25 protein-coding genes and 1 pseudogene are annotated in these 25,617 nt (G+C 41.9%); 12 read left to right on the top strand and 14 right to left on the bottom strand.

All coding sequences use genetic code 11. From position 1 onward, the window contains the following. Nucleotides 1-284: 284 nt before the first annotated feature. From V7K36_RS14390 to V7K36_RS14365, 6 genes are all read right to left on the bottom strand, one after another. Entirely contained in the window at nt 285-419 is a 135-nt protein-coding gene (locus tag V7K36_RS14390; protein WP_335116724.1) for a hypothetical protein, read from the bottom strand. Between the two features lie 705 nt (nt 420-1,124). Then, a complete protein-coding gene (locus tag V7K36_RS14385) occupies nt 1,125-1,274 on the bottom strand; it encodes a hypothetical protein (RefSeq protein ID WP_335116722.1) in 150 nt (49 codons plus the stop codon). Then, a complete protein-coding gene (patX, locus tag V7K36_RS14380) occupies nt 1,261-1,488 on the bottom strand; it encodes a heterocyst-inhibiting protein PatX (protein WP_334944622.1) in 228 nt (75 codons plus the stop codon). The genes V7K36_RS14385 and patX overlap by 14 nt, the downstream gene beginning before the upstream one ends. A gap of 107 nt (nt 1,489-1,595) precedes the next feature. Further along, complete coding sequence (locus V7K36_RS14375) at nt 1,596-3,446, bottom strand: FAD-dependent oxidoreductase (protein ID WP_335116720.1); 1,851 nt, start codon at nt 3,444-3,446, stop codon at nt 1,596-1,598. Between the two features lie 359 nt (nt 3,447-3,805). After that, a complete protein-coding gene (locus V7K36_RS14370; RefSeq protein WP_335116718.1) occupies nt 3,806-4,384 on the bottom strand; it encodes a hemerythrin HHE cation-binding protein in 579 nt (192 codons plus the stop codon). 94 nt (nt 4,385-4,478) lie between these two features. Further along, complete coding sequence (locus V7K36_RS14365; protein ID WP_335116716.1) at nt 4,479-5,210, bottom strand: alpha/beta fold hydrolase; 732 nt, start codon at nt 5,208-5,210, stop codon at nt 4,479-4,481. A gap of 1,024 nt (nt 5,211-6,234) precedes the next feature. Here V7K36_RS14365 and V7K36_RS14360 point away from each other — a divergent pair. Further along, nucleotides 6,235-7,176 carry a hypothetical protein gene (locus V7K36_RS14360; RefSeq protein WP_335116713.1) on the top strand — a complete coding sequence of 314 codons (942 nt, stop codon included), beginning with the start codon at nt 6,235-6,237 and terminating at the stop codon, nt 7,174-7,176. Nucleotides 7,177-7,266: 90 nt separating this feature from the next. Here V7K36_RS14360 and V7K36_RS14355 read toward each other — a convergent pair whose 3' ends face one another. Together V7K36_RS14355 and V7K36_RS14350 are read right to left on the bottom strand one after the other, a co-directional pair. Beyond that, nucleotides 7,267-8,937 carry an ABC transporter ATP-binding protein gene (locus V7K36_RS14355; RefSeq protein ID WP_335116711.1) on the bottom strand — a complete coding sequence of 557 codons (1,671 nt, stop codon included), beginning with the start codon at nt 8,935-8,937 and terminating at the stop codon, nt 7,267-7,269. A gap of 298 nt (nt 8,938-9,235) precedes the next feature. Next, nucleotides 9,236-9,664: pseudogene (locus V7K36_RS14350) on the bottom strand (YidH family protein); the annotation flags it as partial. A gap of 176 nt (nt 9,665-9,840) precedes the next feature. Here V7K36_RS14350 and msrA point away from each other — a divergent pair. Beyond that, nucleotides 9,841-10,509 (top strand): peptide-methionine (S)-S-oxide reductase MsrA, encoded by a 669-nt coding sequence (gene msrA, locus V7K36_RS14345; protein WP_335116709.1) that lies wholly within the window; start codon nt 9,841-9,843, stop codon nt 10,507-10,509. A gap of 336 nt (nt 10,510-10,845) precedes the next feature. Beyond that, nucleotides 10,846-11,772 (top strand): alpha/beta fold hydrolase, encoded by a 927-nt coding sequence (locus tag V7K36_RS14340; RefSeq protein WP_335116707.1) that lies wholly within the window; start codon nt 10,846-10,848, stop codon nt 11,770-11,772. Nucleotides 11,773-12,014: 242 nt separating this feature from the next. On the opposite strand, the gene V7K36_RS14335 is transcribed toward V7K36_RS14340, so the two are convergent. Both V7K36_RS14335 and V7K36_RS14330 read right to left on the bottom strand, forming a co-directional pair. After that, complete coding sequence (locus tag V7K36_RS14335) at nt 12,015-12,665, bottom strand: sigma-70 family RNA polymerase sigma factor (protein WP_335116705.1); 651 nt, start codon at nt 12,663-12,665, stop codon at nt 12,015-12,017. 327 nt (nt 12,666-12,992) lie between these two features. Then, nucleotides 12,993-14,003 (bottom strand): YeiH family protein, encoded by a 1,011-nt coding sequence (locus V7K36_RS14330; RefSeq protein WP_335116703.1) that lies wholly within the window; start codon nt 14,001-14,003, stop codon nt 12,993-12,995. 605 nt (nt 14,004-14,608) lie between these two features. On the opposite strand from V7K36_RS14330, the gene V7K36_RS14325 reads away from it, so the two are divergent. From V7K36_RS14325 to V7K36_RS14305, 5 genes are all read left to right on the top strand, one after another. After that, nucleotides 14,609-15,349: an alternative oxidase gene (locus V7K36_RS14325; RefSeq protein WP_335116701.1), complete on the top strand. Its 741-nt coding sequence runs from the start codon at nt 14,609-14,611 to the stop codon at nt 15,347-15,349. Between the two features lie 64 nt (nt 15,350-15,413). Continuing rightward, complete coding sequence (locus V7K36_RS14320; protein WP_335116699.1) at nt 15,414-15,884, top strand: hypothetical protein; 471 nt, start codon at nt 15,414-15,416, stop codon at nt 15,882-15,884. A 68-nt stretch (nt 15,885-15,952) separates the two neighbouring features. Continuing rightward, nucleotides 15,953-16,489, top strand: coding sequence for a hypothetical protein (locus V7K36_RS14315; protein ID WP_335116697.1), 537 nt, complete (start codon nt 15,953-15,955; stop codon nt 16,487-16,489). Between the two features lie 16 nt (nt 16,490-16,505). Next, entirely contained in the window at nt 16,506-16,862 is a 357-nt protein-coding gene (gene copM / locus V7K36_RS14310; RefSeq protein WP_335116695.1) for a CopM family metallochaperone, read from the top strand. 17 nt (nt 16,863-16,879) lie between these two features. Beyond that, on the top strand, nt 16,880-18,385 hold the full coding sequence (locus V7K36_RS14305; protein ID WP_335116693.1) for a YncE family protein: 1,506 nt from the start codon (nt 16,880-16,882) through the stop codon (nt 18,383-18,385). 22 nt (nt 18,386-18,407) lie between these two features. On the opposite strand, the gene V7K36_RS14300 is transcribed toward V7K36_RS14305, so the two are convergent. From V7K36_RS14300 to V7K36_RS14290, 3 genes are all read right to left on the bottom strand, one after another. Next, complete coding sequence (locus V7K36_RS14300) at nt 18,408-19,340, bottom strand: LysR substrate-binding domain-containing protein (protein WP_335116738.1); 933 nt, start codon at nt 19,338-19,340, stop codon at nt 18,408-18,410. 156 nt (nt 19,341-19,496) lie between these two features. Then, nucleotides 19,497-20,873 carry a DUF2330 domain-containing protein gene (locus tag V7K36_RS14295; RefSeq protein WP_335116691.1) on the bottom strand — a complete coding sequence of 459 codons (1,377 nt, stop codon included), beginning with the start codon at nt 20,871-20,873 and terminating at the stop codon, nt 19,497-19,499. A gap of 28 nt (nt 20,874-20,901) precedes the next feature. After that, entirely contained in the window at nt 20,902-21,771 is an 870-nt protein-coding gene (locus tag V7K36_RS14290; RefSeq protein ID WP_334823210.1) for an RnfABCDGE type electron transport complex subunit D, read from the bottom strand. Between the two features lie 193 nt (nt 21,772-21,964). On the opposite strand from V7K36_RS14290, the gene V7K36_RS14285 reads away from it, so the two are divergent. The 4 genes from V7K36_RS14285 (at nt 21,965) to V7K36_RS14270 (ending at nt 24,377) form a co-directional block, all read left to right on the top strand. After that, nucleotides 21,965-22,645, top strand: coding sequence for a polysaccharide deacetylase family protein (locus V7K36_RS14285; protein WP_335116689.1), 681 nt, complete (start codon nt 21,965-21,967; stop codon nt 22,643-22,645). 65 nt (nt 22,646-22,710) lie between these two features. Then, entirely contained in the window at nt 22,711-23,202 is a 492-nt protein-coding gene (locus tag V7K36_RS14280) for a hypothetical protein (RefSeq protein WP_335116687.1), read from the top strand. 27 nt (nt 23,203-23,229) lie between these two features. After that, nucleotides 23,230-23,616: a hypothetical protein gene (locus V7K36_RS14275; RefSeq protein ID WP_335116685.1), complete on the top strand. Its 387-nt coding sequence runs from the start codon at nt 23,230-23,232 to the stop codon at nt 23,614-23,616. Further along, on the top strand, nt 23,613-24,377 hold the full coding sequence (locus V7K36_RS14270; RefSeq protein WP_335116683.1) for an HIRAN domain-containing protein: 765 nt from the start codon (nt 23,613-23,615) through the stop codon (nt 24,375-24,377). The genes V7K36_RS14275 and V7K36_RS14270 overlap by 4 nt, the downstream gene beginning before the upstream one ends. On the opposite strand, the gene V7K36_RS14265 is transcribed toward V7K36_RS14270, so the two are convergent. After that, on the bottom strand, nt 24,374-25,351 hold the full coding sequence (locus tag V7K36_RS14265; protein ID WP_335116681.1) for a carbohydrate kinase family protein: 978 nt from the start codon (nt 25,349-25,351) through the stop codon (nt 24,374-24,376). The genes V7K36_RS14270 and V7K36_RS14265 overlap by 4 nt on opposite strands. Nucleotides 25,352-25,617: the final 266 nt, after the last annotated feature.

The raw sequence follows: 25,617 nt of genomic DNA, 5'->3' as shown, positions 1-25,617 counted from the left end.
AATAGTTAACACACTGAGTAGCCGTGTGCGGTGAAAGTCGCAAGCACGGTTTCGGATGGGAGGGGTGTTGCAGTAATGCACACCTCGACCCTACCCTCTACCGGGATTGGGAACCAGTCTCGTAGGCGCTGATCTTACTAGCTCTACCTCACGCACCCGCAAACAGGCAGGAAGTATGAGGCAACTGGGGGAAAAGAAGCGTCAGAAATCTCAAAGCAATTTCCCTAAAAACAAGCTAGAGGGTGTAGAAACTTTTAGCTCAGGCGAAGCCAGCTAGAGGTAGTTCATTTTAATTCCTCTACGAGGTTCAATAATATCTCTATAGTCCGATGCATTGATTCGTCTGCAATCCTTTTTGGGTCGATGGCTTGCAGCAATTTCTCTACTGACTTTTCATTCTCAAGAAGTTTTTGCGTCATGTGTCATATTCTATGACGTTTTATGTACCTTACTCACCTTTTTATTTCTCTCTGCTACCCCGAATCTTTGAGGGGATACCTTTTATTCACGTAAAATTCATCTAAAAAGGCCAAATGCAATATATTGCATTTGGCCTTGGGTGTAAAATAATTAAAATGACTAAGATGATCTAGCAGATCCTTCTTAATATTTATTTCGTCGGGAGCCATCTGCGAGGAGAAGGAACCAGGGTGCAAGAGTAACTCACGAATAGTAAGATTTGTTGCCAAGTGCAATAAACCTACACTACTTGTGCGAATCCATGCCCTAGATCAGCTCAAGATGAAACGAAAGGGATTTTATGCTTCGGCAAAGGACGCTAAACAGGTGTCGGAGCGAAGATCAATTAGTTGCTGATCTAGATAACCAGCTACTGAATATCTGAGAAGAAAAGCTATTGGGGAATAAAGTGAAGTTGCCTGAAGACTGTTTCCTCAACAAGCAAAATGTTTGAATTAGATGTGCTTTAGATTAACTGATAGCCTAAGTAACATCTATTTCTAGAGCAGTTGAGGATTGAGACGCAGCGCTTCCCAGCAATATAAGCAACAGTTGTGTAGCTTTTGAAGAGTTGGTGATGCTGTTGATCAAGGCACTTAATTTGATTTGGGTTTTGATCGCCAGGATTGACGCCAACTATATATACAAAGCTTGCAGTTGAAATACTAAGCGATCGCTGAAGATTTTCGGATGTCAACTGTATATATCTTTACCAGAAAAGCTGTGTAAAAGATGTTAGCACAACAGCCGGTTTTCTGATATTTTGGTTTCTTTGGCAAAAGAGGCATTACCCGAAGGTAGTTAAACCACAGCATAGATATTTCCGAATTTTTGCGTTACTTCTCTGCGCCCACTACCGCGATGACGTGGCGCATCATCTGGATTTTGTTCAGATGCTGCCGAGAGCCACTGTTCCGAAGCAGGCGTGGAAGGTAGCCCATAGGATGAGTGATTGACCATTGCTTGGCAGTTATAAGCTAAGGGGCCGAACACCAGACTCGATACTAAAAGTGAAATCGCAGCACGCATAGAAGATGTCTATTTTGGAACTCTCCACTTCACTGATACTTAGCTTTTTGATTAATATCCGGATAAATCATCAAAAAGTATTCTGTTTTACTGAAAATAAACTCTTTTTATCCTCCGTTTAAATGTTCGACTAATAACCAATTACCAAAGTGATTCTGACGACCCCACAATGTAACTAATTGTTCGTGGGGATAAGCGCGTAATTGCTCGTCGATATGCGATCGCAAAGTCACAAGCTGCCAATTTTGCCCTTGATATGCGGCTGGTGCTGTGACAGTGAATCTGTATTCCTGCTGTGACAAGCGGTAAAAAATGCCTTTGAAACAGTTACTTTCCCGAATTAATGCCTTGGAGTGTGGGTATTCATTCCCCGATGGGAAAGGGCAATCGCCACTAAGTGGATAGACTTGTGGGTTATCTAAGTAATACAGTTGCCAGTGCCGCCAATCCGAACGATTGGGTGGAAGATTAAATAAAGGAATAATTGCTGTTTTTGAGCGATTATCTTCCAATAAAGCGGTTTGCAGCGCCCTCACAGGTAAATCCCTCGGCTGGCAGTTTAACTCAACACACATCGCCGCCGCCATCCCCGCAGCTTGACCAATACCCATAACCACAGGTTGTAATCTGGTGGCGCCATTAGCAATGTGCGAGACAGAAATATTCTTTTCACAGACTAAGAAACCATCTGTTGTAGCTGGAATTAGACAACTGTAGGGAATTGTAAAGGGAGTCCCAGTCCAGCGTCCGCCCCAACGGATAGATTTTGGTTGCAGTGGGAATTGAACACCAGGATAATGATGGTCATTGGCGTAGTTACCAAGGGCGATCGCTTCTCCTGTCAAAGACGCTTCTCTACCAGAGGCTCCGCCAACGCGAACGCAAACGCCTGCCGTAGGATGCCCGAAGGGCTGTAGGGCGATCGCATCATTAAATATAGATGCAACTCTACCTCCAGCGATCGGCAAAATATCCTGTTCTCGGATAGTAGTTAGCCCCACTAAGCGGCGGCTTTCCCGGTAATAGGGATGCAGTGCAAAAGCTGTAGGGGTGTGAGGAAATACTTTTTCTGCTAAACCATAGCGACGACCAAGCTGTTTTTGGATAAAATGGGCAAAATTTTGGCTGTGCCAGCGAGATTCTTGGATGAATTCACCTCTGGATACATCTGACTCTATCAGCCGCCCTACTCCTTGGCCGTAGTCATTGCCACAGATTGGCCAATTCATCATAAACAGGCTATTAGGCAAACGTCCATAATTCAAAAATGTCTCTGCGCCATAGCCATCCCAAGCACCTGTAAACTGGGATGGATTATAGTTAGGGGCAGCCGGAATTTCTGAAGCGAGCGCTTCACCAAAGTCTTGCATAATCACTACCCAAGTGGGCGCTTGCACTGGATATTTCTGGGTTAAAGAGTTAAAAGTCACTGGAGCGCTGGGTTCTCCCCACTCAGATTGCAATTCCCAGCCCCAACGGTAAGGTATGTCAGCTAAAGCCAATAAATCTCCTAATTCTGTAGCGTCGAGAATAATTTTGGCTGTAACAGCAAAATCAGCAAAGCGGACACCAGTAATAGAATCACCTTGTCGGTAAACTTCTAAAGGCACTTGTCTAGAAATCCAGTGCAGATTTGGCAATTCCTGCACCCAATCTGCAAAAATCTCTGCCCCAATCCGAGGATGATAACTAAAAAAGCTTACCCAGCTATTATCTAATCCTCCAGGCTGTCGTTGTCGCAATTCCTGCAAAAACGCACCCCATAACCCCGTTTGAAAAGCTTCTAATTCGTTGCCATCGGGTGCAGATACTCCAGCTGAAGTCAGCATTCCTCCCAACCAAGGAAATTCACTCACCAGAATGGTTTTGGCTCCCCGTCGCGCCGCTTGGATAGCAGCCGCAGTCCCTCCGGTTCCCCCTCCGACAACTAAGACATCAGCTTGATATTGATTAGCCATCCCTGAACCTCACTAAGCGTTCGAGATATTGTCTCTAAATAAAGTGGGTTCAGACAAGTCTCCGCTATGTTTGATTAACCATCCCTTAACCTCATTGGAGTTCCGACATATTCTCCTAAAAAAAAGCGATCACATTTCAGTTTTTATCTCAAACTGAGTGCGATCGCGATCGGATTCCTTAAATCAAAAGAGATTATTAGGATTATTTATCAATTAGTACTTACCCAACTATAGGAATCCGATTTGATTTCTGAAAACATACTGAGACTGAAAATCCCATTTTATCAGGGTTTTATCCGAAATCTTGTTCAAAAATCAGATATGAGTCCTATATAAGTAAAGGTGGTGTTCAGTTCTATTTACTTTGTCAAACCCTCAAACACACCTCTCAAAGCTGCAACAGCATCTTGAGTCCGCGCCCAAACACCTTGATCTGGGTCTTGACCTGTAAGTTCTCTTGTACCCAACACTTCCAACACACCTTTCAATTGTTCTTGATGGGCACGATTTTCAAAGTTCACTTGATTGAGTGGGCCAATAGCTTCTTTGACATCATCACCAACCACCTGTGCAGCCTTATGGATAATTAAACCAGTCATTACAGCTTGGTGCTTAATCCTTTCGTGAATAGAAACCTTTTGATACAGTGTTAACTCATTCCCATCAATTATACGGTTTACTTGCTCGACGTACTGCCCTATAGTGTCTCTAGGCTGGGCTGAACCACCACCAAATTTAGAAATGACTTGCTCGATTACTGTGAGATTTTCTTGGTCATCTTTGAGAAAGTCGTTTAGGCGCTTGCTAATTTCTTGATCGTTGCTTACAGCAGGTAGTACTTTTTGTTCATTAGCAATTAGCAACTCTTGTATAGCTTTCAAATCTGCTAGCTCTGTAGCGATCGCGCTCCGCTTGGTATCATCTAAAGCTACAACCATTTCTAGACTTTCCTGAAATAATTTAGAACACGATTAACCTCTCACAATTGTTTGACTCGACGCATCTTTCTTGAGATATGTTCTCATCTAATCCTTAAAGTCGCAAACAGGCATACAGCGAATCTGACACACGGATAAACTTCCAGAAGTCGAGTAGCTGTTCTCCTACAAGCTGATACTGGGAAAAGTGAAAAAAATGCCCCCCTTCAAAACATGACCATAGGCGATCGCCTTCCTTGAAATGCGATCGCCATCCTTGCAGTGCATCAGGTGTGACAACAATATCGTTTAAGCTACCACAAACCATCAAAGGAACTGAAACTCTGTTTGGAGTCATACTCACGCTCTCAAACAGAGAATGAGGAGAGAGCGAACAATCTAAGTCTTGCTCCAGAAGATGTGTCAGACTCTTGAGAGTGCATTTATCCTGATAACCAAACAAGTTATAAACCATATCAGTCAAAAGCTTTTGGCGACTTAAAAACTGACGGTGAATATAGTAATGAGCTTGCCAATCAACTGCTGGATCAACACCCACTGCTAATAGCGTCAAAGACTTAACTGTTTCTGGATAGCGACGGCTATAGAGTAGACCTAGTAATCCTGCTGTACTATGACCAATCAAATGAACAGGTCGATCGCAGGATTTGAGGTAGTCATGAAGCAGAATAACAGCAGCATCTAGTGAACTTACTTCATCTTGGTTTTGGCGATATTTCCACTCTTGGATTCTCACTATATCTGATAGGTAACTAAGTAGTGGTTGAGCAAAGTATTGCAAACTAGGGCTTGTATTTAACCAAAGAACATCCGGTAGTTTAGACATCCTGATTTTCCTGTAAATAGAATAAACTCTCAATTCACTAATTAAGAATTTTTGTAACGAATAATCCCAAATTGCTATATCTGATTACAGCTGATTTTTCCAGTCAGGCTTACCAGCGTGTCAAACCTCCTGTAAAAACTTATTAATAAAAATATTCAATATATTTTAGAAAAGCTTACAACATCAGAGAAATTATTGCAAATAATTATTGTTAGTGCTTCAATACCGTTTCTCTGTGAAGTTATACAAAAATTTCCCACGTCTAGAGGTTTAACAGGATTTTGTCTTGCTGACGAGTTATAAATACCCTTTTGATATAGCGATTCTCGTTTACGTGAGGTACACGGGCAGGCACTGCCGTGCCCTTACACCTCGCAATATAATCTGAATAGGAAGCGCTATATACGAGCGCCCAGATATCAGTTCGTTCGTATATTTACTTATATGGGTAATATTTTTAGATTAATTACTCAGGAAATTTTCTCATATCAGGAAAAATAAACTTTTTTCTCTAATAGGACTTACGCACACTCTACGAATGCTTCTCAACTCTACGAGACGCTGCGCGTTGGCGTTGGCGGAACCTCTCGTAGAGAAGCGTCTCGTAGAGTTGGCGGTTCGATAAATTAAGCTTTTTGGCTATTTTTGCGTAAGTCCTGTCTAAATATCTATATACCGCTTTTGTAAAGGTGAAATAATTTCAATTTTTGATCTCAGCTAGCAGAAATATATTAGCAAAGTTGTTACTTTAAATTTATCCATTAGAGAATACAATGTCGAATCCTTATAAGAGTAAGAGTTACAAATAATTTTATTATGGCTGGATATACATAGGATTTAGGATTACATCAAACAATGGCTTGAATTTTTTAGCCAGACTTATGAGAATTTATTTTCAGTCGATATGAATAAATGCAAGTTGTATATACACCTAAATATAGAGGTTGTAACTATATCTTGGTATTTATAATTAAGATAAATCTCAAATTTATGGATTACTAGTATCAAGTAAAATCCCAATATTATGTTTACTAATTGTTTAAAAAAAAATGATGAATCAAGTATAAATAAAGGTAGCAATGTCTCCAATGTTGATATAGCACTTTTTATAGATAAAATTAAAAGTAATATCTGGGTATTTGGTATTCCATCTTGGCTTTTCGGAATAACCGATAGAAGCATAGCTGCATTTACTGATGGTTATTTATCTCCCATAGAAATATTTCAGCTATTTACAGCCTCTTTCTTTTTTGTTAGTTGGCTATATCTTAAGCCTGAAGAAAGCTTCAATAGCAATGATTTAGCGCCCAGTCAATATCAAGAATATCTCGATCGGACTCAAGCTAACAAGCTTCAATTAAAAAAGCTTCACATGATTAGCCAGGAGTATATTTTACCGTTCCCTTATATTTGCCAAATCTATCATCTATTGAACTTAAAACATTTGGAAACAGTTCATAGATTTAGCCTTAATAATCTTAAAATTATTAACATTAGCCATTTTCAAACCACAAATAGCGGTGGGATAATCAAGTTTAAAACAATATTAGATTCGCCAGGTAATCCTCTGAGAATGTGGCGACAACCAACTGTGGAGGTGGATTTAATATTACATACTCCCTACACTATTGAACTGAGTATCCCAGTCTATAATCAGAAAAGAATAATTGTTATATTTAATGCTTTCCCCTTAAATGATTCAGAACATCAGCTATTTATAGACATTTATAGTGATCTAGAGTGGCCAAAGCCATTATTACAAATAATATTACATTTTGCTTCCTGTTTGACACTCTTTGAAGATTTGCCATATCTAAGAGCTTTAGGTGATAAAAATATAGAGCGTTTATTCAACTTAAGTAGGACTTCAAATCACGAGACTGCGTTGCTGTTTAAAAGATTCGTTGAGCTATATGGTTCGAGTGGAGAAACAACTAAATTACTTGAGGGGAGGGAAGAAAGTTAGGAGTTAGGAGTTTGGAGTTAGGAGTTAGGAGTTTGGAGTTAGGAGTTTGGAGTGGGGAGTTATGAATTATTAACTCCTCGCTTTGTTTAGTTAAGCGCGTGCTAGTAAGGGAGCAGCAGCTAGTAAGGTTTTGGTATAAGGGTGCTGAGGATTAGCAAAAATATTTTTTGTCAGACCGAGTTCGACAATTTTACCGCCATTCATCACGGCAATACGATCGCACAAAAATCTCGCCAACCAAAGATCATGAGTGATGAACAGATAAGTTAACTCAAATTCTTTCTTTAATTGTAACATCAAATCCAGCACTTGCGACTGCACGCTGGCGTCTAACATACTCACGGGTTCATCGCAAATGAGAAGTTTAGGGTGAGTAATCAAAGCACGAGCGATCGCAACTCTTTGCTGTTGTCCACCAGACAAATCTGATGGATAACGCTCATAATACACTTTTGGCGGTGTTAACCCAACTTTCTCTAGCATCCACAAAACCTGTTCTTTTGCCTTAATAGGATCGGCAATATTATGGATAAATAAAGGGTCAGCGATACTTTCTCCCACTGTCATCGCTGGATTGAGACAAGCATGAGGGTCTTGAAAAACCATTTGTATCTGCCGCCGTGAGGAGCGAATTTCTTGACGCGACAGTTTGGTTAAATCCTGTCCTAAAAACTCAACTTTGCCACTAGTGGGACGAATTAGTTGCAAGATTGTTCGTGATAATGTACTTTTACCACAACCTGATTCCCCGACTAAGCCGATAATTTCTCCTGGATAAACATCCAGGTTGATCCCATCTACTGCTTTAATTGTCTGCGTTTGTGTCTTAAAGAGTCGTTCAATCAAGTTAGGTTCTATGGTGTAGTATTGCTTAAGTTCTGTAACACTCAAAATTGGGGATTTATCATTAATAATCGGTAATTGCTTTTCTGAGTCATTGACAATGATCAATTCTCCATCATCATTTACTGCTTGAATATGTAAAGCTGCTTTTAAGAGCGATCGCGTGTATTCATGTTGAGGGTGTCTAAATACAGTTTCTGTAGAACCCATTTCGACTATCTTGCCGTTGTACATGACGCCAATGCGATCGCAATACTCAGCCACCATTGCTAAATCGTGAGAAATCAGCAACAATCCCATGTTTTCTTCACCGCACAGGCGAGTTAATTCTTTTAATATCTGCGCGGAAACGGTGACATCTAAACTGGTGGTGGGTTCATCAGCAACAATTAACTTGGGGTTAAGGAGTAAAGCTAAGGCGATCGCAACTCGTTGGCGCATTCCCCCGCTAAACTCATGGGGATACTGATTCCAGCGACTAGCTGGAATATTCACCTTTGCCAAGGTAGCAAGTGCTTTTACTTTAGCTTCCCGCCTTGATAATTCTGGTGAGTGCGCCTGAAGGGTTTCGATACAATGCTTACCAATCGTCATCAGTGGATCGAGGCGTGTCATCGGATCTTGAAAAATTAAGGCGATCGCTTCTCCTCGAAACTTCCGCAACTGGTTAGGCATCAAGTCAAACACCGACTGTCCTTGAAATGTTACCCGTCCCTGAATACGACTAGACGCTGGTAGTAAACGCATTACTGCCCGTCCGATAGTTGACTTCCCACAACCCGACTCTCCCACCAATCCCATTCTTTCACCTGGTTGCAAAGTGAAAGATACATCATCAACCGCCCAGCTTGCTTCTTCTCCACTCCGCCCAGGATAGGCAACTTGCAGATTTTCGATACAGAATAAGGCTTCACTCATATTTAGTTATCAGCCCGGAGCTACCAGCTTTTATAATTTCAAATTTAACTAATTTCCGATAGACGTAATGTATCTCTCGGCAACTAACCCAAAGACTGCGACCAGATCCCCCAATCCTCTATCATACTGATTTATACCGCTTCTCTCAAGTTTGATAGGGGTTCTCAATTGCATGGAATACATAAATATCTTTAGAAAGTCAATTATTTAATTAGCTATTTAAAAACAAAAATATTTGTTTGTATAGAGTAGTAATTGTCCCCTTTTTAACATTGAGGTTTGGAGTTGATCTTTGCCAATTTCGGGACTGTGGTTGAGTTGGAACAGGAGAACGAGAAGGGACTTGATCACGCAATAGGAGCAAAGGAATACTCAGAAATCCCAACACAATTACTACTCCGGTGATTATCCAAACCATTAACCTATTTGGTCTATAGTCGCTTCGTTCAATTTGCCAGAAAACTTGGTTGTATCGCCACGCGGCTAACGCAATAGTAGAAATTCCCAAAATTACTAAAGCAATACCCAAATTTTCCGAGTTGGATAATGGATTTACTGGTGTTTGTTGTTGAGTAATAGCAGTATTCAGCTGGCGCAGAAATATACCAAATCGCGCGATCGCAAAACCAAAGCTAATCAATGCAATAGAAGTGTGTAGCCAAGCCAGAAAAGTACGTTCATTCGCTTGATGCTCCCTTTGACGGTCAATTTTTGGTATTTTATCCATGAATATTTTTTGATACTAAGTTTCTCTTCACAAGTATTCATAACATTGATGAAAGTTCGTAAAAGTCTAATGTAAAGGTAAATACAGTCCAGCGAGGATTCTGAGAAAACCCCAAGCGATCGCTAGAATCTTTAGAATAGTAAATAAGGTAAAGATGTATATCAGAGTCAAAATCAATGGCACTATTCGGATTTGGCAAAAAGGAAGTTATGCCCACTTCTGAGGAAGCTTTGTCAGGAAGGGCACAATCTATGTCAGTACCGGCTGCTCATTATGTCAACAAGAATCCCCTGAAGCCTCCTTATCCCGATGGATTAGAGAAGGCAATTTTTGGCTTGGGCTGTTTTTGGGGTGCAGAACGCAAATTCTGGGAACTTAAAGGAGTTTACACTACCGCAGTTGGTTATGCTGCTGGGTTGACACCCAATCCCACCTATGAAGAGGTCTGTAGTGGACGAACCGGCCACAATGAAGTGGTGTTGGTTGTGTTTGATCCCAAAGTGATTAGTTATGCCGAACTGCTCAAAGTCTTTTGGGAAAGTCACAATCCCACCCAAGGAATGCGCCAAGGCAATGATGCTGGTACTCAGTACCGTTCGGGAATTTATGTATATTCCGAAAGTCAAAAGCAGCTAGCAGAAGCATCGCGGTCAGCTTATCAGCAAGCTCTCAACAGTGCAGGTTATGGCAAGATTACTACAGAAATCTTGGATGCACCTGAGTTCTACTACGCCGAACCTTACCATCAGCAATACCTCGCTAAAAATCCCAACGGGTATTGTGGTTTAGGAGGGACAAACGTATCTTGTCCCGTGGGTGTAGTTGAATCACAAGTTAGTAGTTAAAAATGGAGTTGGTAGGGTAGTAAACTTAACGTGAGTTCGACGAACCTCTCCCTACCTGGAATTAAAGTTCAAGTTTCTCTCCGACTCGGAGCTACGGTGTACACACAAGTCATCGAATTACCCAAAACAAAACAAAACCTCACCCTGTGCTGACGGACATCCCTCTCCGTGAGTTCGGAGAGGGAGAGGTTTTGCCTAGCAGAACCAATCTTTGAGGTTTCTTTGGGCGATCGTAAATTGCGTCATTTGTCATTGCTCTCTGATCTCACGCACTCCCCATTCCTCACTCCCCACTAGCTTACAATTATTAAAAGCTACTTAACATTTCTTTTGATTATGCAGGCAACTACAGCGCCAACTCCTGGTAAATATTGGCAGTGGCGAGGACACAACGTTTACTATGTGCGTGCGGGAGAAAAACAATCGCAACGTCCGCCCTTGCTTTTGGTACATGGATTTGGTGCTTCCACAGACCACTGGCGCAAGAATATCACAGGATTGTGTCAAGATTTTGAAGTATTTGCGATCGACCTTTTGGGATTTGGGCGATCGGCAAAACCGAAATTACAGTATAGTGGCGACTTATGGCGTGACCAACTCCATGATTTTATCAGTGAAGTAATTGGTCAAAAAGCAGTATTGGCGGGTAATTCCCTTGGTGGCTATGCTGGCTTGTGTGTTGCAGCACAACGTCCTGACAGTGCGGCTGGTTTAGTTTTGCTCAATAGTGCCGGACCTTTTAGCGAAAGCCAACCGACATCTGAGCCTGAAGCTTTACAATCAGAAATTCAGCCACCTAAACAAACCTCTTCTTTACAGAAAGTACTAAGTGACTCAGTTAAGTGGATTTTTCAACAACCTTTAGCCCAATCTCTGTTATTTCAATACGTGCGACAACGTTGGGTAATTCGCCAAACTCTAGAAAAAGTTTATCTTGACAAAAGTGCAATTACAGACCAATTGGTAGAAGAAATTTATCGTCCTGCTTACGATCCTGGTGCAATGGAAGTATTTGTGTCAGTCTTTAGCACTCCTCAAGGGGAAAAATTTGACGTGCTACTAAAGCAATTAACCCTTCCTCTGTTGTGTGTGTGGGGAGAAGCTGACCCTTGGATAAATGCTAGAGAATGTTCCAAAAAATTTCGTCAATATTATCCTGAACTCACAGAACATTTCTTAACAGCAGGTCATTGTCCCCATGATGAAGTACCTGATAGAGTAAACCAACTTTTAGGCGATTGGGTTTTGTCTATTCCCAAGTGATATAGGCTTTTTATTTGATTCGGTTTCGACTGACCTAGAATGCTGGCATTGGCAAGTTTGTCTTTGATATTCGACTATTTCAATGGAGCGTTCTACTATAGCAGTTCTGGTTTGGATGCAGCAACACATGGCAGGGGCACAGCAATGCTGTGCCCCTACGAGTGGTCTGTATTCCATGCAATTGAGAACCGCTATAGTTGTACTACAAGTTGTGTTTACCCTCCTACTGGGGAATAAGCAGTTTATAACAATCCTTCCAATTCAGCGAATTTACGCAAACGTGGCAGACACTGGCGCTGATAAAAACTGCTTAATGTCGGAATTGACAGCCCAAATTCTTCAGATAATTCTCTCCAGCTAACTTCCGGGGGTAGGCGTTTGAGAATTAACACCTGACAATTCACATCTGGACGCCCTTTAATGCAAGTACCGCGCAATTCTCCTTGAGAATCTGTCTTAACCCATATCTCCAAGTCTTCCAGAATGGGAGGTGCTTGGGGCATAGCTGCGAGGTTATCTACAGGATCAATGGTTTCACTTATTCCACCCGATGTATACTGACGAACCCGAAGAGGGACTGTTGTAGCTTGTTCCCGGTTCTGATTAATGTAAAAGTCTTGTAGTCTCCGTTTTAGGTAAGCATTCAGCCAGGTGATGACACTGCCATAGGTGGGGTCATAGATTTGACCTGTCAAACCTTCACAAACATTGCGGCAGAAATACAACCAAGTTTGTTGTAGTGCATCTTGATAGTAGGGGGTATTTTCCCTCCAGAGTCTACTTGCTGTCAAGCGAATAATTTGCGTGAGCAGCTTCTGACGCTGAGGACTTCCAGATGGATGTCCACAGGCTTCGGTAACTAAGCGGCGTAGCTGTTCATCGAATTGAACCATGACAATCTTGGCGCAGAAAGCAAGAATATCTTAGTATTGCGTATAACAACACTCTAAAAAGTTTTCGTCAAGATTTAATTATTGGTCATTGGGCATTGAAAAGAGGCAGAGGGGAAAGACTTACAAATTCAAAGTTCAAAATTAACAATCCCCATAAATAAATTTAGTTGCTCTGTATCATAAGTCTTTTTCGGTCAAACTAAACCATGATTGAAGTGTCTCTAACTTTAAAGTTAAAGATGAAAATTTTGCCTCATATCCACCTCCCCCGGAATACTTAGTTTAAGCTTATGTAAGTATATTGCTAGTAATGAGGGATATTTGTTACTAATGCACCACTAATAGAATGACACCAAGCGAAGTAGCACTAATAAATATCCACAGCACCACCCCCTGAAGCATCGGTTTCCAACCAACCGTTTTTAACATCCGTTGCGATAGCCCTGCACCGATTAGAAACAGCGTTAGTGTCAAACCCGCTTCTGAGACGTGTGTTACCACTGGCGACCAAGAAGCAACTTCCGGTATAAAAGTCCGCACTACAGAAGCAAGGATAAAGAAGCCAATAAACCAAGGGACTTGGGGTTTATGGATCACACTCTCACCCGCTTTTGCCTGCTGACGTTGAAATATGTAGCTTGCTGCTGCTGAGATAGGTACAATCCACAGTGCGCGGGAAAGTTTGACTGCTGTGGCTGTGTATAGCGCACTCTGACCATAATGTGATGCTGCACCAACTACACTGGAAATGTCATGAATTGCAACACCCGACCACGTTCCAAATTGTGCCTGGGTCAAGTGTAGTGCGTGTCCTAGAGGTGGAAATACGAATAAAGCAACGGCGTTGAGTACAAAGACCGTCCCCATTGCTACGGAAATCTCGCTTTCGGCTGCGTTAATTACTGAACTAACAGCCGCGATCGCACTCCCACCGCAAATAGCTGTTCCAGCTGAAATTAAAGCAGAGGCTTTGATGGGAATTTTCAACCATTTCCCTAGAAAATAGCCGAGAATGAAGGTTGCTGTAATGCTGCCAATAGCAAACAAAGCACCGCTTGCACCTGCCTTGAGAACAACCGCTAAGTTCATCCCAAAGCCGAGTACAATTACGGATGCTTCTAGTAAATATTTAGCGGCTGGGCGGCTAATTCGATGAAATGGGTTCTCGTGAGTCAGCGCCAAAAGAATCCCCAACATCAGTGCAATTGGTGGTGAAGCCCAAGGGGTTAGACAAAATCCAGCCGCTAAGAGAAACACAATTTTTCGATACAGGAGCTTTTGCTCTGAATTTAGTTGTGGTATCTGCACTCTCTTGTTTGTCCTAATATCTTGTTTCATATCAACCTCGGATTAAGGGGGTTGGTTTAACTTTAGGTGGTTTATATAATAGAAGCAAACGTTCTTAACTATTTAAACGATAGTTTTAACCTATTATTGTTTGATATGAAAGCTACTCAAAGCAAGAAGGTGAAAAGAACTAAACTACAGTTCTTGAAGATATGCATAATTCTTCTGTTAATGCGACGATGTGCAACTTATTCTTATAACCCCGCTTCCATTCCTCTCCCCCACTCCTGAAAGGCTTTTATTCTTGCTCCCCAACGCTAGTAGGGAAGGGGTTGGGGTTAGGTTTGAGAGAAAGTTGTACACGGCGTTTTGTTACCTTAAATTGCATCTATAATTCTCCTCAACGTTCGAGTATGCAACAGTTTTAGATCAAGCCAGAGTGTCAATAGATTAAAACTATTGCTTGTATAGTTAAAAACGTTTGCTTCTATTAATTTATTCACATAAGCTGAAATAGTGAAAGTAAAAAGTTGATTCCAATTAAAGCCAATCTCTGTATTGTTGTGTATTAATTTGCATAAGCCGAAATCAATTTACCCAAAGATAAAGCTTAATTTTTACCTTTATCTTGATGCAACTAAAAGGAGTTCCAAAAAATGATTCGACTACTAGTTAATTTATTAGAATTCGTTTTGAACGCTTTTTACCGCGAACGTTTATATGCACGATTTTATGTGCTAGAAACGGTAGCAAGAGTTCCCTACTTTGCTTTTCTGTCAGTTCTTCACCTTTATGAAAGTCTCGGCTGGTGGCGAAAGTCTGACTGGCTGAAAATTCACTTTGCTGAATCTTGGAATGAATTACATCACTTACTCATTGCTGAGTCACTAGGAGGTAATAAATATTGGATTGATCGCTTTGTTGCTCATAGTGGTGTCATAATTTACTACTGGATTTTAATTTTTGTTTACGTTCTTTCTCCCACTTCAGCTTATTACTTCACGCAGTTAGTTGAAGAACACGCATATCACACTTACGATATTTTTTTAAAAGAACATGAGGCAGAACTTAAAACTCAGCCAGCACCGCAAGTAGCGATTAATTACTACCGCGATGGCGATCTTTATATGTTTGATGAATTTCAAACTTCTCACCAAATAAGCGAACGTCGCCCAAAAATTGAAAATCTCTATGATGTTTATGTAGCAGTTCGAGATGATGAAGGCGAACACATCAAAACAATGGTTGCTTGTCAACAATCTAACGCACAGTTAACTTTCAAAAGCCCCCATAGTCCTGAAGCTAAATTTTTACCTGAAGAGACTATTCATGCCATCAATCAGACGGCTGAATCAATTATTAAAGCTACTGATGTAGATGAAGTATTGATGTCCTAGTTAAATTTTAAGCACAGGGTTTGCTAAACTTGCGACTAATTTATTTTATTCAGGAGCAAGGAAAATGAACAAGATTGAACCGTTCAAACCGGAAACATCCAAGATAGGTTTAAGTAATGAAGAGCTATATTTACAGCTTTGGGAAAGGGAACAAGAACACACTAAGACTCGGTGGAATGTAACAACTTTCTTTTTCAGTATCAGCTTTGCCATATTTGGCTTCTCATTACAAACGAAAAATCCACCTGTTCCACCAATCGTTTCCCACGGTGTGGCTTTAGCAATTTACTGGTTTGCCTTTGTTTTATTTTGGCGGTTTAATAGTTTCACTGATTGTTTGCGGGAATATTTACGAGAAATGGAAGTGTCGGGACAAGTAAAGATGAATGTCCAAACTAGAGCCAACAAAGCCATGAAAGGACAATATGGTAAATGGCTTTCCACGTTCAGTCTCATGTTTTATTTCGGGATTCTCTATTCTGTGGCAGTAGGTTTTTTATGGTGGCAAAGAATTGGCGAAATCATCCCCAATTAAGCTGATTATTCACCTAAATTAATATAGCTTTTGGCACGTTAAAAAACATAATTTGAGAGGTTGGTTTAATGATTTATACTCAAGCTTTATCAAAGTGTGCTGTTTTCCCAGTGTTGCTAGTGCTGGTTCTTTCCTCTAGTGTGGCTTCTTCCAATCAATCACCAAACAATGCTGATTCAGGATATAGTTCTGCACCAAGCACAACTTCATCTCCAACGATCGTTAGTAGTCCTACTAATAGTCCCACAGCAAGCACAACAACTTTACCTCAAAGTCATTGGAGCGCGATCGCTCAAGGTGATTTAACAAAAGTGATGTCCCAGTACGCCGAATCACCAACCTTGCAATGGGTTGGCGGGCCTCTAGCAGGAAAATATCAAGGTAAAGACAAAATTCAACCAGTATGGCAGAAGTTTATCAAAGCCCAAGCACCTTTGGAAACTGCTATTACCAACGTTAAAAGCACTATACCAGAGACGGTGAAGGCGTTGGTTTCATTCAGTAATGCCAAAACTAAAATTCCGGTTGACTATACCTTAGTTTACAAATCTGTCTCTGGTAACTATCAAATTACTCAAGAAATCTGGAAGATTGTTAAGCCATAAAGGAAAAATCGAAAATATGTCTTTTTTGAACTCCGCACCTTTTCTACTTTCCTTATCAATTGGCATTCCAGTAGCGTCAATGATGCCAAACCATCATACACCTGCAAATGAAGCTTTTGGTAAAGCGATGACCTCTATGCACACTGCAATGGAGCGTGTGCAAATGACTGGTAATACAGATACCGACTTTGCAGCCATGATGATTCCACATCACCAAGGGGCGATTGAAATGGCAAAAACTGAATTGCAGTATGGAACTGACCCTCGTCTGCGACGACTAGCACAGGAAATTATCGTCACTCAACAATCAGAAATTGAATTGCTCCAGCTGACGCTCAAGCATCCACAATCACCCGCGCCTTCACCAAAATAAGTTTTGAAAATATCTTTATGAAAAATCGAGCGATGGCGCAAAGCACCTCGCCCGAAAGGGCGATCGCCACAATTACATCTGCTATTCTACTAGGTTTAACAGCACCAGCCTTTGCAGGGCAAGTTCCTTATGCCGCATCTACACCAGACATTCCAATTAGTGGACAAGATCGCGTTTACACAGCCGATCAAACCTCTAATACAATTTCTGTATACAATCCCCAAACCAATAAACTGCTAGGAGTAATTCGTTTAGGTAAAACAGCGCCAGAGAATTTGAGTCCCCTGTATACTGGTCAATTGCTGGTGCATGGGATGGGTTTTTCGCCTGACAATCACACCTTGGCAGTTGTTTCCGTTGGTTCTAACTCGGTAGCCTTTATTGATACCCAGACAAATAAAGTTAAGCACATTACCTATGTTGGGCGATCGCCTCACGAAGCTTTTTTCACTCCTGATGGTAGTGAAGTTTGGGTAACAGTGCGGGGAGAAGACTATGTTTCTGTATTAGACAGTCAAACCTATAAAGAAAAACAACGCATCACTGTTGGTAATGGCCCTGGGATGACAATTTTTCGTCCCGATGGGAAGTTTGGATTTGTCTGCTCTAGTTTTACACCGCAAACAAACGTTATCGATATAAAATCGCATCAGGTTGTCGGAACAGTTAAACAAGCCTCTCCTTTTTGCCCAAATATTGCTGCAACTCCCGACGGGAAGCAAGTTTGGTTCACATTGAAAGATACTGGAAAAGTTCAAGTATTTAATGCAGAAGCCCCATTCAATATCATTGCTACCTTAGACACCGGAGCAATTACCAACCACGTCAATATTGTCAGAAATCATCAAGGACAATTCGCATATATTACAGTTGGCGGCGAGAATGTGGTGAAAGTTTTTACAACTACGAATACTCCCAAACTGGTAGCAACTATCCCGACAGGTGAGTTACCCCACGGTCTTTGGCCGAATGGTGATGGCACTCGTATCTACGTCGCATTAGAAAATGGTACTAAGATGACTGTGATTGATACTATCAAAAACAAAGCGATCGCCACAATTCCCAGTGGTCAATCTTCGCAAGCACTGGTTTATGTGACTAATGCAGTTCCTACTGGAGATGGATTGGCAAATCTAGAGCCTTTGGGCAAGTCTGGTATGGTGGCTCATTTGGTAATGGGTGTGCCAGGTTCATCAGCTAAAAAGCCGGCGACGACTGTGACTGTTAACAACCTGGGCGTGATTGATTTACTAGAAGCAGCAGTAACTGGACTACAACCTAAAAGTATGTATCAATTGGCATTAACAGAGCGTTCTAGCCAACCCTACGGTAAACTACAACCCTTGGCAAAGTTCCAAACTAATCCATCTGGCGCAGCAATTGTGACGACACTGGGGCTAATTGGACAGGTTGTAAAGGGTGATGCTGACGCACAATCTCGTCGGTATTTAGTAATCGTACCATTGAAGGATGATGTTCCGGGAATGCCTGTACAGATTCAGTTACAGTCAACGTCAAAATAAAAAGAGGTTGTGACAGCCACAGCTATTCCGCAGATTGAGCCGATACTAGCAATTGCTCGAACACTTGGGAGATACGGGTTTGAAAGCGTTCTCGATGCTTTAATAAAAAGAAGGGTCGTGAGAGTGGATCTGGATCATTAGTGTTTCTCGCAACACCTGTAACTTTAATACAACGAAGCAGATCAAGACGTAATTCTTTGGTAATAATCAGGTTGGAAATCGCCGCAGCTCCTACCCCACTCTCAACTGCTGCTTTGACCATATCACCACTTTTCATTGACAAAATTACATTTAACTGTGTTGGTTCAATACCCCACTGTCTTAGTGCTTGCTCAAATTGCTGACGGGTTCCTGAGCCTTTCTCGCGCATTACCCAGGTAGTATTTGTTAATTCTGTTACCTCAATTACCATTTGTTCAAACCAAGGATGAGATTGACCGACAACAATTTGTAGAGAATCTCCGCCGACAATTTGTTGTTCCAGAGAAGCCAAAACCGATGGTTCAACTTCCCCTTCTACTAGGCTGAGGTCAAACAATCCTCTAACCGTTCCTTCGCTAATTTCAGTAGTATTACCTAATGTACAATCCACAGAGATGTTAGGATACTCTTGCTTAAATAAGCTAATGAAGTGGGTCAGCCAGTAATTACCTATAGTTTGGCTTGCACCTAACTTGAGTTCACCCCGTTTCAAGTCATTTAATTCTCGCAATCCTCGCTCAGTCAACTCCACCTGAGTCAAGATTTTTTGTGCTTCTACTTGTAGCATCTTACCAGCAAGGGTTAGTTCAATGCGACGACCAATTCGATTAAACACTTTCACTCCATACTGTTCCTCAAGGCTTTGGATGGCAGCACTTACAGAAGGTTGAGTGATGTAAAGCTCCTGGGCGGCGCGAGTAAAGTGCATATACTGCGCCACCGCCAGGAAAATTTGTAACTGGTCAATGGTCATCCTTGCCATTTGTAAAAGCGTTAAATTCTTCGAGTTATAAAGAGATAAGGGGACTTGGGGAGGAATCACATGGGGATTAAGATCCCAGTTGATACATAGCGTCCTGAGTCGATCACATCCTCATGGGCTTTCTCCTCTAATACTTGTAACTTCCCCTCAATATAATCCAAACCAGGATAAGAAACTTTCCCACCAAGAATATCTCAGATTACCTACACTCAACTTCATTTTGTTGCGAATGTCTTGAATATTCCAGTTGGTTAGTTTAGCCAGAGTTTGCGCCTCTTGTTCAAAACGCTTGGGCAAAGACCGTTTATATTCTCTACCCGCCTGACACTTGAGTTCCCCTTGGAAGGGATGTTGCAAAACATAACGCCCTTGGAAAGATTCACTATTAGCAGTTTGTTGGAAGATCAGGTCTTCAGGGAATTTGTCGCGGGTATAGCGAATATGCAACCGGGAGATGAAAACGTTACTACTAGGAGAAGAACGACGAAAACCGGGGCGTACTGGCATATTACTTGCAGAATTATCATCTAACCAAAATACGCCTGCTTGCTTGAGTTCTTCTGGGGTTAGGGGATCGGCAGAACAGGGATCGCAACTACCCATGTCCCAAGCGTATTCCAAAAAACCAACTTTTCTATCTTCTTTGGTGTAGGCAGTTTGAAACATGGATTTGTAGAATTCACCAAATTCACCTTTGACAAACAAGGGAATGTTTGCGTCGGAGGGAATCTTCACTGTCCGGTAGTTAGTGATTTCTGCCTGTCCTTGGGGCGAGAGGATGTAGACAATCAAATCCTGTTCTGTCGTAGCATTGATCATGCCCAAACGAATTGGCAGCATGAATTTAGGTGACTGGTAGGAAATTTGTAACGGACGCAGGAACTGATAGCCAGATTTCTCAAATTTATCCAAGTTGACTTTGGCAACAAAGAATTTCATTGAGGAACGGATGTAGGGCTGAAGCAACTGTTTTGCTCCTCTAGGGATTTTGTAGCCATTGCGTTTGAGCCAAGTTTCTAGTCCCCCAGATTCTTTAGCGCTGAGGATCAAAATGTCGTATTCGCCGACGTTGAAACGCGCTTCGACTGTCACACCTAAACTGCGATCGCTTGTCTTTTGAGCTTGCTCATTGACTGCGCCTGCTCTAGATGCCGGAGCCGGTCGATCTAGCGAATCACTTACAGCACATGGATCTGAGTCAAAATATTCTACCAATCGTGGCGCACTAAAAGCATCTAGGCGTTGGATAATCTTCGGTTCGGTAACACGAACTTGCTCTTTTTGCAGCACCGTTGGCACAGGTATTACTATTGCAAAATCTTTGACCTCGCCTTGAAAGTCGTTTGCCATTGTCATAACAGTGCGATCGTCTTCTCGCGCGATCACCACCTGAGAAGCTTTGTTATACAACTTCGTATCAGCTTTGGCTACATAAAATCCACAAAATGCCCAAGCTGCGGGTGCAAAGCACAAAACAGCTACAATTGCCAACAATAATGGCGTTAAAAGTCGAAAAAATCTCATTTTACACCTCTACTTTTTTAATGCTGAGTTAGGAGACGCGATTAATCGCGTCTGTACAGGAGTTAGGAGTAGAGACGCGATTAATCGCGTCTGTTAGGAGTTCTCCCTCATCTCCTCTTTGCCAAGCAAACCTTGGGGCTAACCAGAGAACATCTAACAGAATGGTCAATGGCGCAAGGGCAAACAGCGCCCAGAAGACTGCTGTGGAAACAAAGAAATAATTCCGCAGGATAAAAGTTAATCCGGCGATGCAAACTGCCCAAACTACCCGCCCAATTCGGGAATTGGGAATCGATCGCGGATCTGTAATCATAAATAGAGCGAACAGCAGCAAAGAGCCGCTCATTAATCGGTGCCAGTAAACATCCCAAGTCCAACCCAGCCAGAGATTACGAATCGCTTCCAGCAAGGAGTAGGCAGTCAAAAAGGCTGCTGTGGTGTCCCAGCGACCAATACGTTGCAAAATCATTCCACCAGTGCCGACAAATAATAGCCCATACCACCACTCTTCACCCCATTGTCCCGGCGAAACCCAAGCATCGGGGGTGAGAATCAAGACAGATATGATCCCAAAATTGGCGGGATTGAAGAAATGCTTATCACCGAATTGGAAGATAAATTTGCTAGCGATCGCAATTGCTGCGGCTATTGCCATTGTCGTCCAGTGGTCAGCCCGCAACAGCAGGCTCAGTCCCAAAGATGTAATTAAAGCACTGCGAAGATTGGGGATTTGTTCTTTGCCACTAATTAATGACAATATCCATTGGGTTGCAAGACTGGTGGCGATCGCTACCCCAATTAACTCAGGTCGCAGCGTCCAGTCTCGTGTACCGATTCCCACGACTAGGAACAAGCCGAGAAATAGAATTTGATAATCTCGTATATCTTTGAGCAACATTACCCTTTCATTCAGGGATTCCCCGTAGATTTGTCATCAATCTAGACGAGTGCTAGCTCAAATAGTATTACTGTTACAGATTTTGTTACAAAATAGAGCAGTAAATCTAAAAACCCCTGAGGATATAGTCAGAGATAGAAATGTATTTCGTAAGCAACACCTATAAAAAGTTGTCAGCAGCAGATAAACGCAAATGCAGCTAGCTCCCCTCTTCCCAATTTTCTACCGCATTCTCCAGCCGAGTTTTCCCAACTGCCTTTGGGCTGGAAATCCTGATTCTAAAGCGATCGCTCTGACTTTTGATGATGGACCCCATCCTCAATACACACCCGAAGTTTTGGCTGTATTAGACCGTTACAACATTACTGCGAGTTTTTTTTGGTTAGGTGTTTGTGTCAACCGTTCACCAGGCATTGCTAAAGTTGTTTGCGATCGCGGACACTGGATCGGATTGCATGGCTACGATCATCGCTCTTTTCCGATGCTTTCCCCAAATGACCTGAAGGACAGTTTAGAAAAAACCCAAGTTGCCATCTACAATGCCTGTAACCTGCAACCTGAACAGGTGCGAGATGTCCGCCCCCCCAATGGTTTATTTACACCTGCGACTTTAAAATTGTTCTTTCAGTGGAATTACCGCCCAGTTATGTGGAGCGTTGTACCAGAAGATTGGGTGCGGCCAGGCGTCACTACTGTGGTAGAGCGAGTTATGCAGCAGGTCAAAAATGGTTCGTTGATTGTCTTGCATGATGGAGCTTACGGTGGAGAAGATGTTGCTGCCACAATTCAAATCCTCATTCCGCAACTGCTACAACAAGGTTATGAGTTTGTGACTGTTGATACTCTGTGGCAACGAGCTAAGAGCAACCATTGACTGTTACACATATTAAAAATAGGTGAAGTTAATAATTTGCTCTAAATCAGGCTTTCCCATAAATTATGCCAGAGCAATTTCCGATCATTGATGTTCCCCTAGATGCCCCGGAGGCTGATGAAGATTTGGGAACCAAAGAAAAGTTCTGGTTTCGTCATCACGATCTAGGTCGTTGTCTATTTAAGAAAGCTAGAACAAACACAGGAGAAGATTGGGCAGAGAAGATTGCAGCCGAGTTGTGTGAGTTGTTGGAACTACCTCATGCTGATTATGAACTGGCGGCATACAATGGTGAAAATGGCATCATTTCACCCTCATTTTTGCCCGAAGGTGCAATTCTTAGCCCAGGCAATGAAGTTCTGGCTCCGATAGTACCTGATTATCCCCAAAATTCTAAAGACCTGTCTCAACACACAATTGATAATGTATCCAAGGCTATCGGAAATGCTTCGTTAAATTTACCCATCAACTGGACACCGCCAAAGGGAATTAGTCAAGCGATGGAAATTTTTATCGGGTATTTACTCTTAGATACTTGGATCGGAAACAGTGATTGACACCATGAAAATTGGGCATTCATAAGTTTGAAAAAGAGGATTTATTTAGCACCAACTTATGACCATGCCTCCAGCATGGGTCGAGAACTATCCGATGAAAAACGATACTTAAAGCTTAATAATAAATCTGTCACGGGGTATGCCGAAAAATGTAGTTCCTTAATTTATTGTAGTTTTGGTGATAAAAAACGCCTCAAGACTTTTGATGCGTTTTGTGAAGCACAACAGTTCTATCCAGATGCAGCCGCCAGTGTATGGTTGAATAATCTAGCAAGGGTGTCAAGCAATGATACGTTAGAGCTTTTTGAACAGATTCCGTCTAATCGTATATCAAAAACAGCAATTGAATTTGCACAGAAGATATTGGAATTAAATCAAAGCAAGCTACTGAAGCTGCGGCACACTTTACTATGAAAACACTTTTTTTAGCTTGGCAAGATCCAAAAATTCGTGCTTGGTTTCCTATCGGTCGGTTAACCTATGACGGGACGAAATATTATTTTGTGTATACTCACGGAGCCACAGAAGCTCAAGTTAAATATGAGTTTCAACTATTGCTCTCTTTTCCCGACGTGAACAAAGTATACACATCGGTTGAACTATTTCCCTTATTTTATAATCGATTAATGCAACGCTCTCGGCCCGACTACAAAAATTATATTCAATCGCTAAATATTCCTGAAGGTGAAGACTATCCAGTTACCATCCTTTCTCGAAGTGGTGGGCGCAAGGTAACGGATAATTTTGAAGTTTTCCCTTGCCCAGAACCAGATGAAAATGGTTTATATCATATCCATTTTTTTGCACATGGATTACGACACCTTCCTGCTTGTGCAACTGAACGGATTAGTCATTTACAAACGGGTGAAGTCTTATATTTAGCTAACGAATTTCAAAATCCCTATGACCCGCGTGCATTACTCTTATGCACTGAGGATCATTACGTCGTAGGTTATTGTCCTCGGTATATTGTGGATGATGTTTTCAAACTCAAGAACAAAAATTCAGAACTTCTAAATGTAAAAGTTGAGCGGGTTAACCCAGTACCCACACCACTCCAACTACGTTTATTGTGCAATATGACCGCAGAATGGCATGAGGACTTTCGTCCATTTTCTAGTTGGGAGTATCAGCCTTTGGTGGCTGATATCCCAGTGACTTATGCTAATTCCTAGAGTTGATGTGCGGCTAGAAAAGCTTCGACTTCAGCAGCTGTAGGTTGAGAAGCGATCGCACCTGCTTTAATGGTAGTCAGCGCTCCAACAGCACTGGCGTATGTGACAATACGTTTTGCTGTTTCTGCATCCCGCAAGCTGTGGATGCCATACTGACTCAGTTGGTGGATGAATCCAGCCAAAAAGCTATCTCCTGCACCAGTTGTATCAACTACAGGGATGGAAAAGGAAGGTAATTTGCCTTCATTCTCACCCAGACAGTAGGTACAACCGTTTTCCCCATCTGTTACTAGTACCCCCTCAATTGAAGCCAGACGGTAGGTGATGGCTCCGGGATCTGCGGTTTCAAATAGCCATTCAGCTTCTTCTTTGGAGAGTTTGAGGAAATCGACTCGCTTAAATAATTCTGGAATTTTTTGATGAGCGATGTTTGGTTCATCCCAAAATACAGGACGCCAGTTGACATCCAGCACAATTTTCAAGTCGTAATGTTCTGCTAACTCTAGAGCGCGGTGAATTGCCTCTTCACTTTCAGGATAGGCTAATTCCAGAGTACCCAAAACCAGAAAATCTGCCTCTTGAAACAGTGAATCTAGCAATTGTTTAGCTTGCAGGTGAGTATCGGCAAATTCTGCGGTATCATACCGACCAAATCCTGCGAAAGTGCGATCGCCAGCCAAATCCCGTGTAACATAAACTTGCCGCGTTGGTGCTGTGGGATGGCGTTGTACCCCCGTCGTCTCTACACCTACATCTTGTAATAGTTTCACCAGCGCATTCCCTGGTTCATCTTCGCCAACGGCTCCGATAAATCCGGCTGATGTCCCCAACTTGACTAAAGCACAGGCGACGTTAGCTGGTGCCCCTCCTGGGTAGGGAGTCCAAGATTTCACTTCTTCCAGCTTTAGCCCCAATTGATCGGCTAAACAATCAAACAAAATTTCACCAAGGCACAAAACACGGGGATTGCTCATCTCATTTTCAATTTTAGATTTCGATTTGGGATTAGGAATTTACAGTATAAAATCTACAATAATTTTTGCTAATCTGTCGCCAGTTCTTCATAGAATTAAATAGCAATTTTTACTACTCCCATAACATATATATGCTTCTAACAGTCGCCAAAATTATCTCAGTGAATAAACTAGACTTTTATGTAAAATAATGTAATATTTAATACTTTATAATTTTATAATTTATATTTCTGTCAACTTGAAATCCAAAGAAAATATTGACAATA

The organism is Nostoc sp., from assembly GCF_036919555.1.
Taxonomy (GTDB): domain Bacteria; phylum Cyanobacteriota; class Cyanobacteriia; order Cyanobacteriales; family Nostocaceae; genus Nostoc.
Note: the sequence above shows the minus strand (reverse complement) of the source record. Positions and strands in the feature narration are given on the sequence as shown.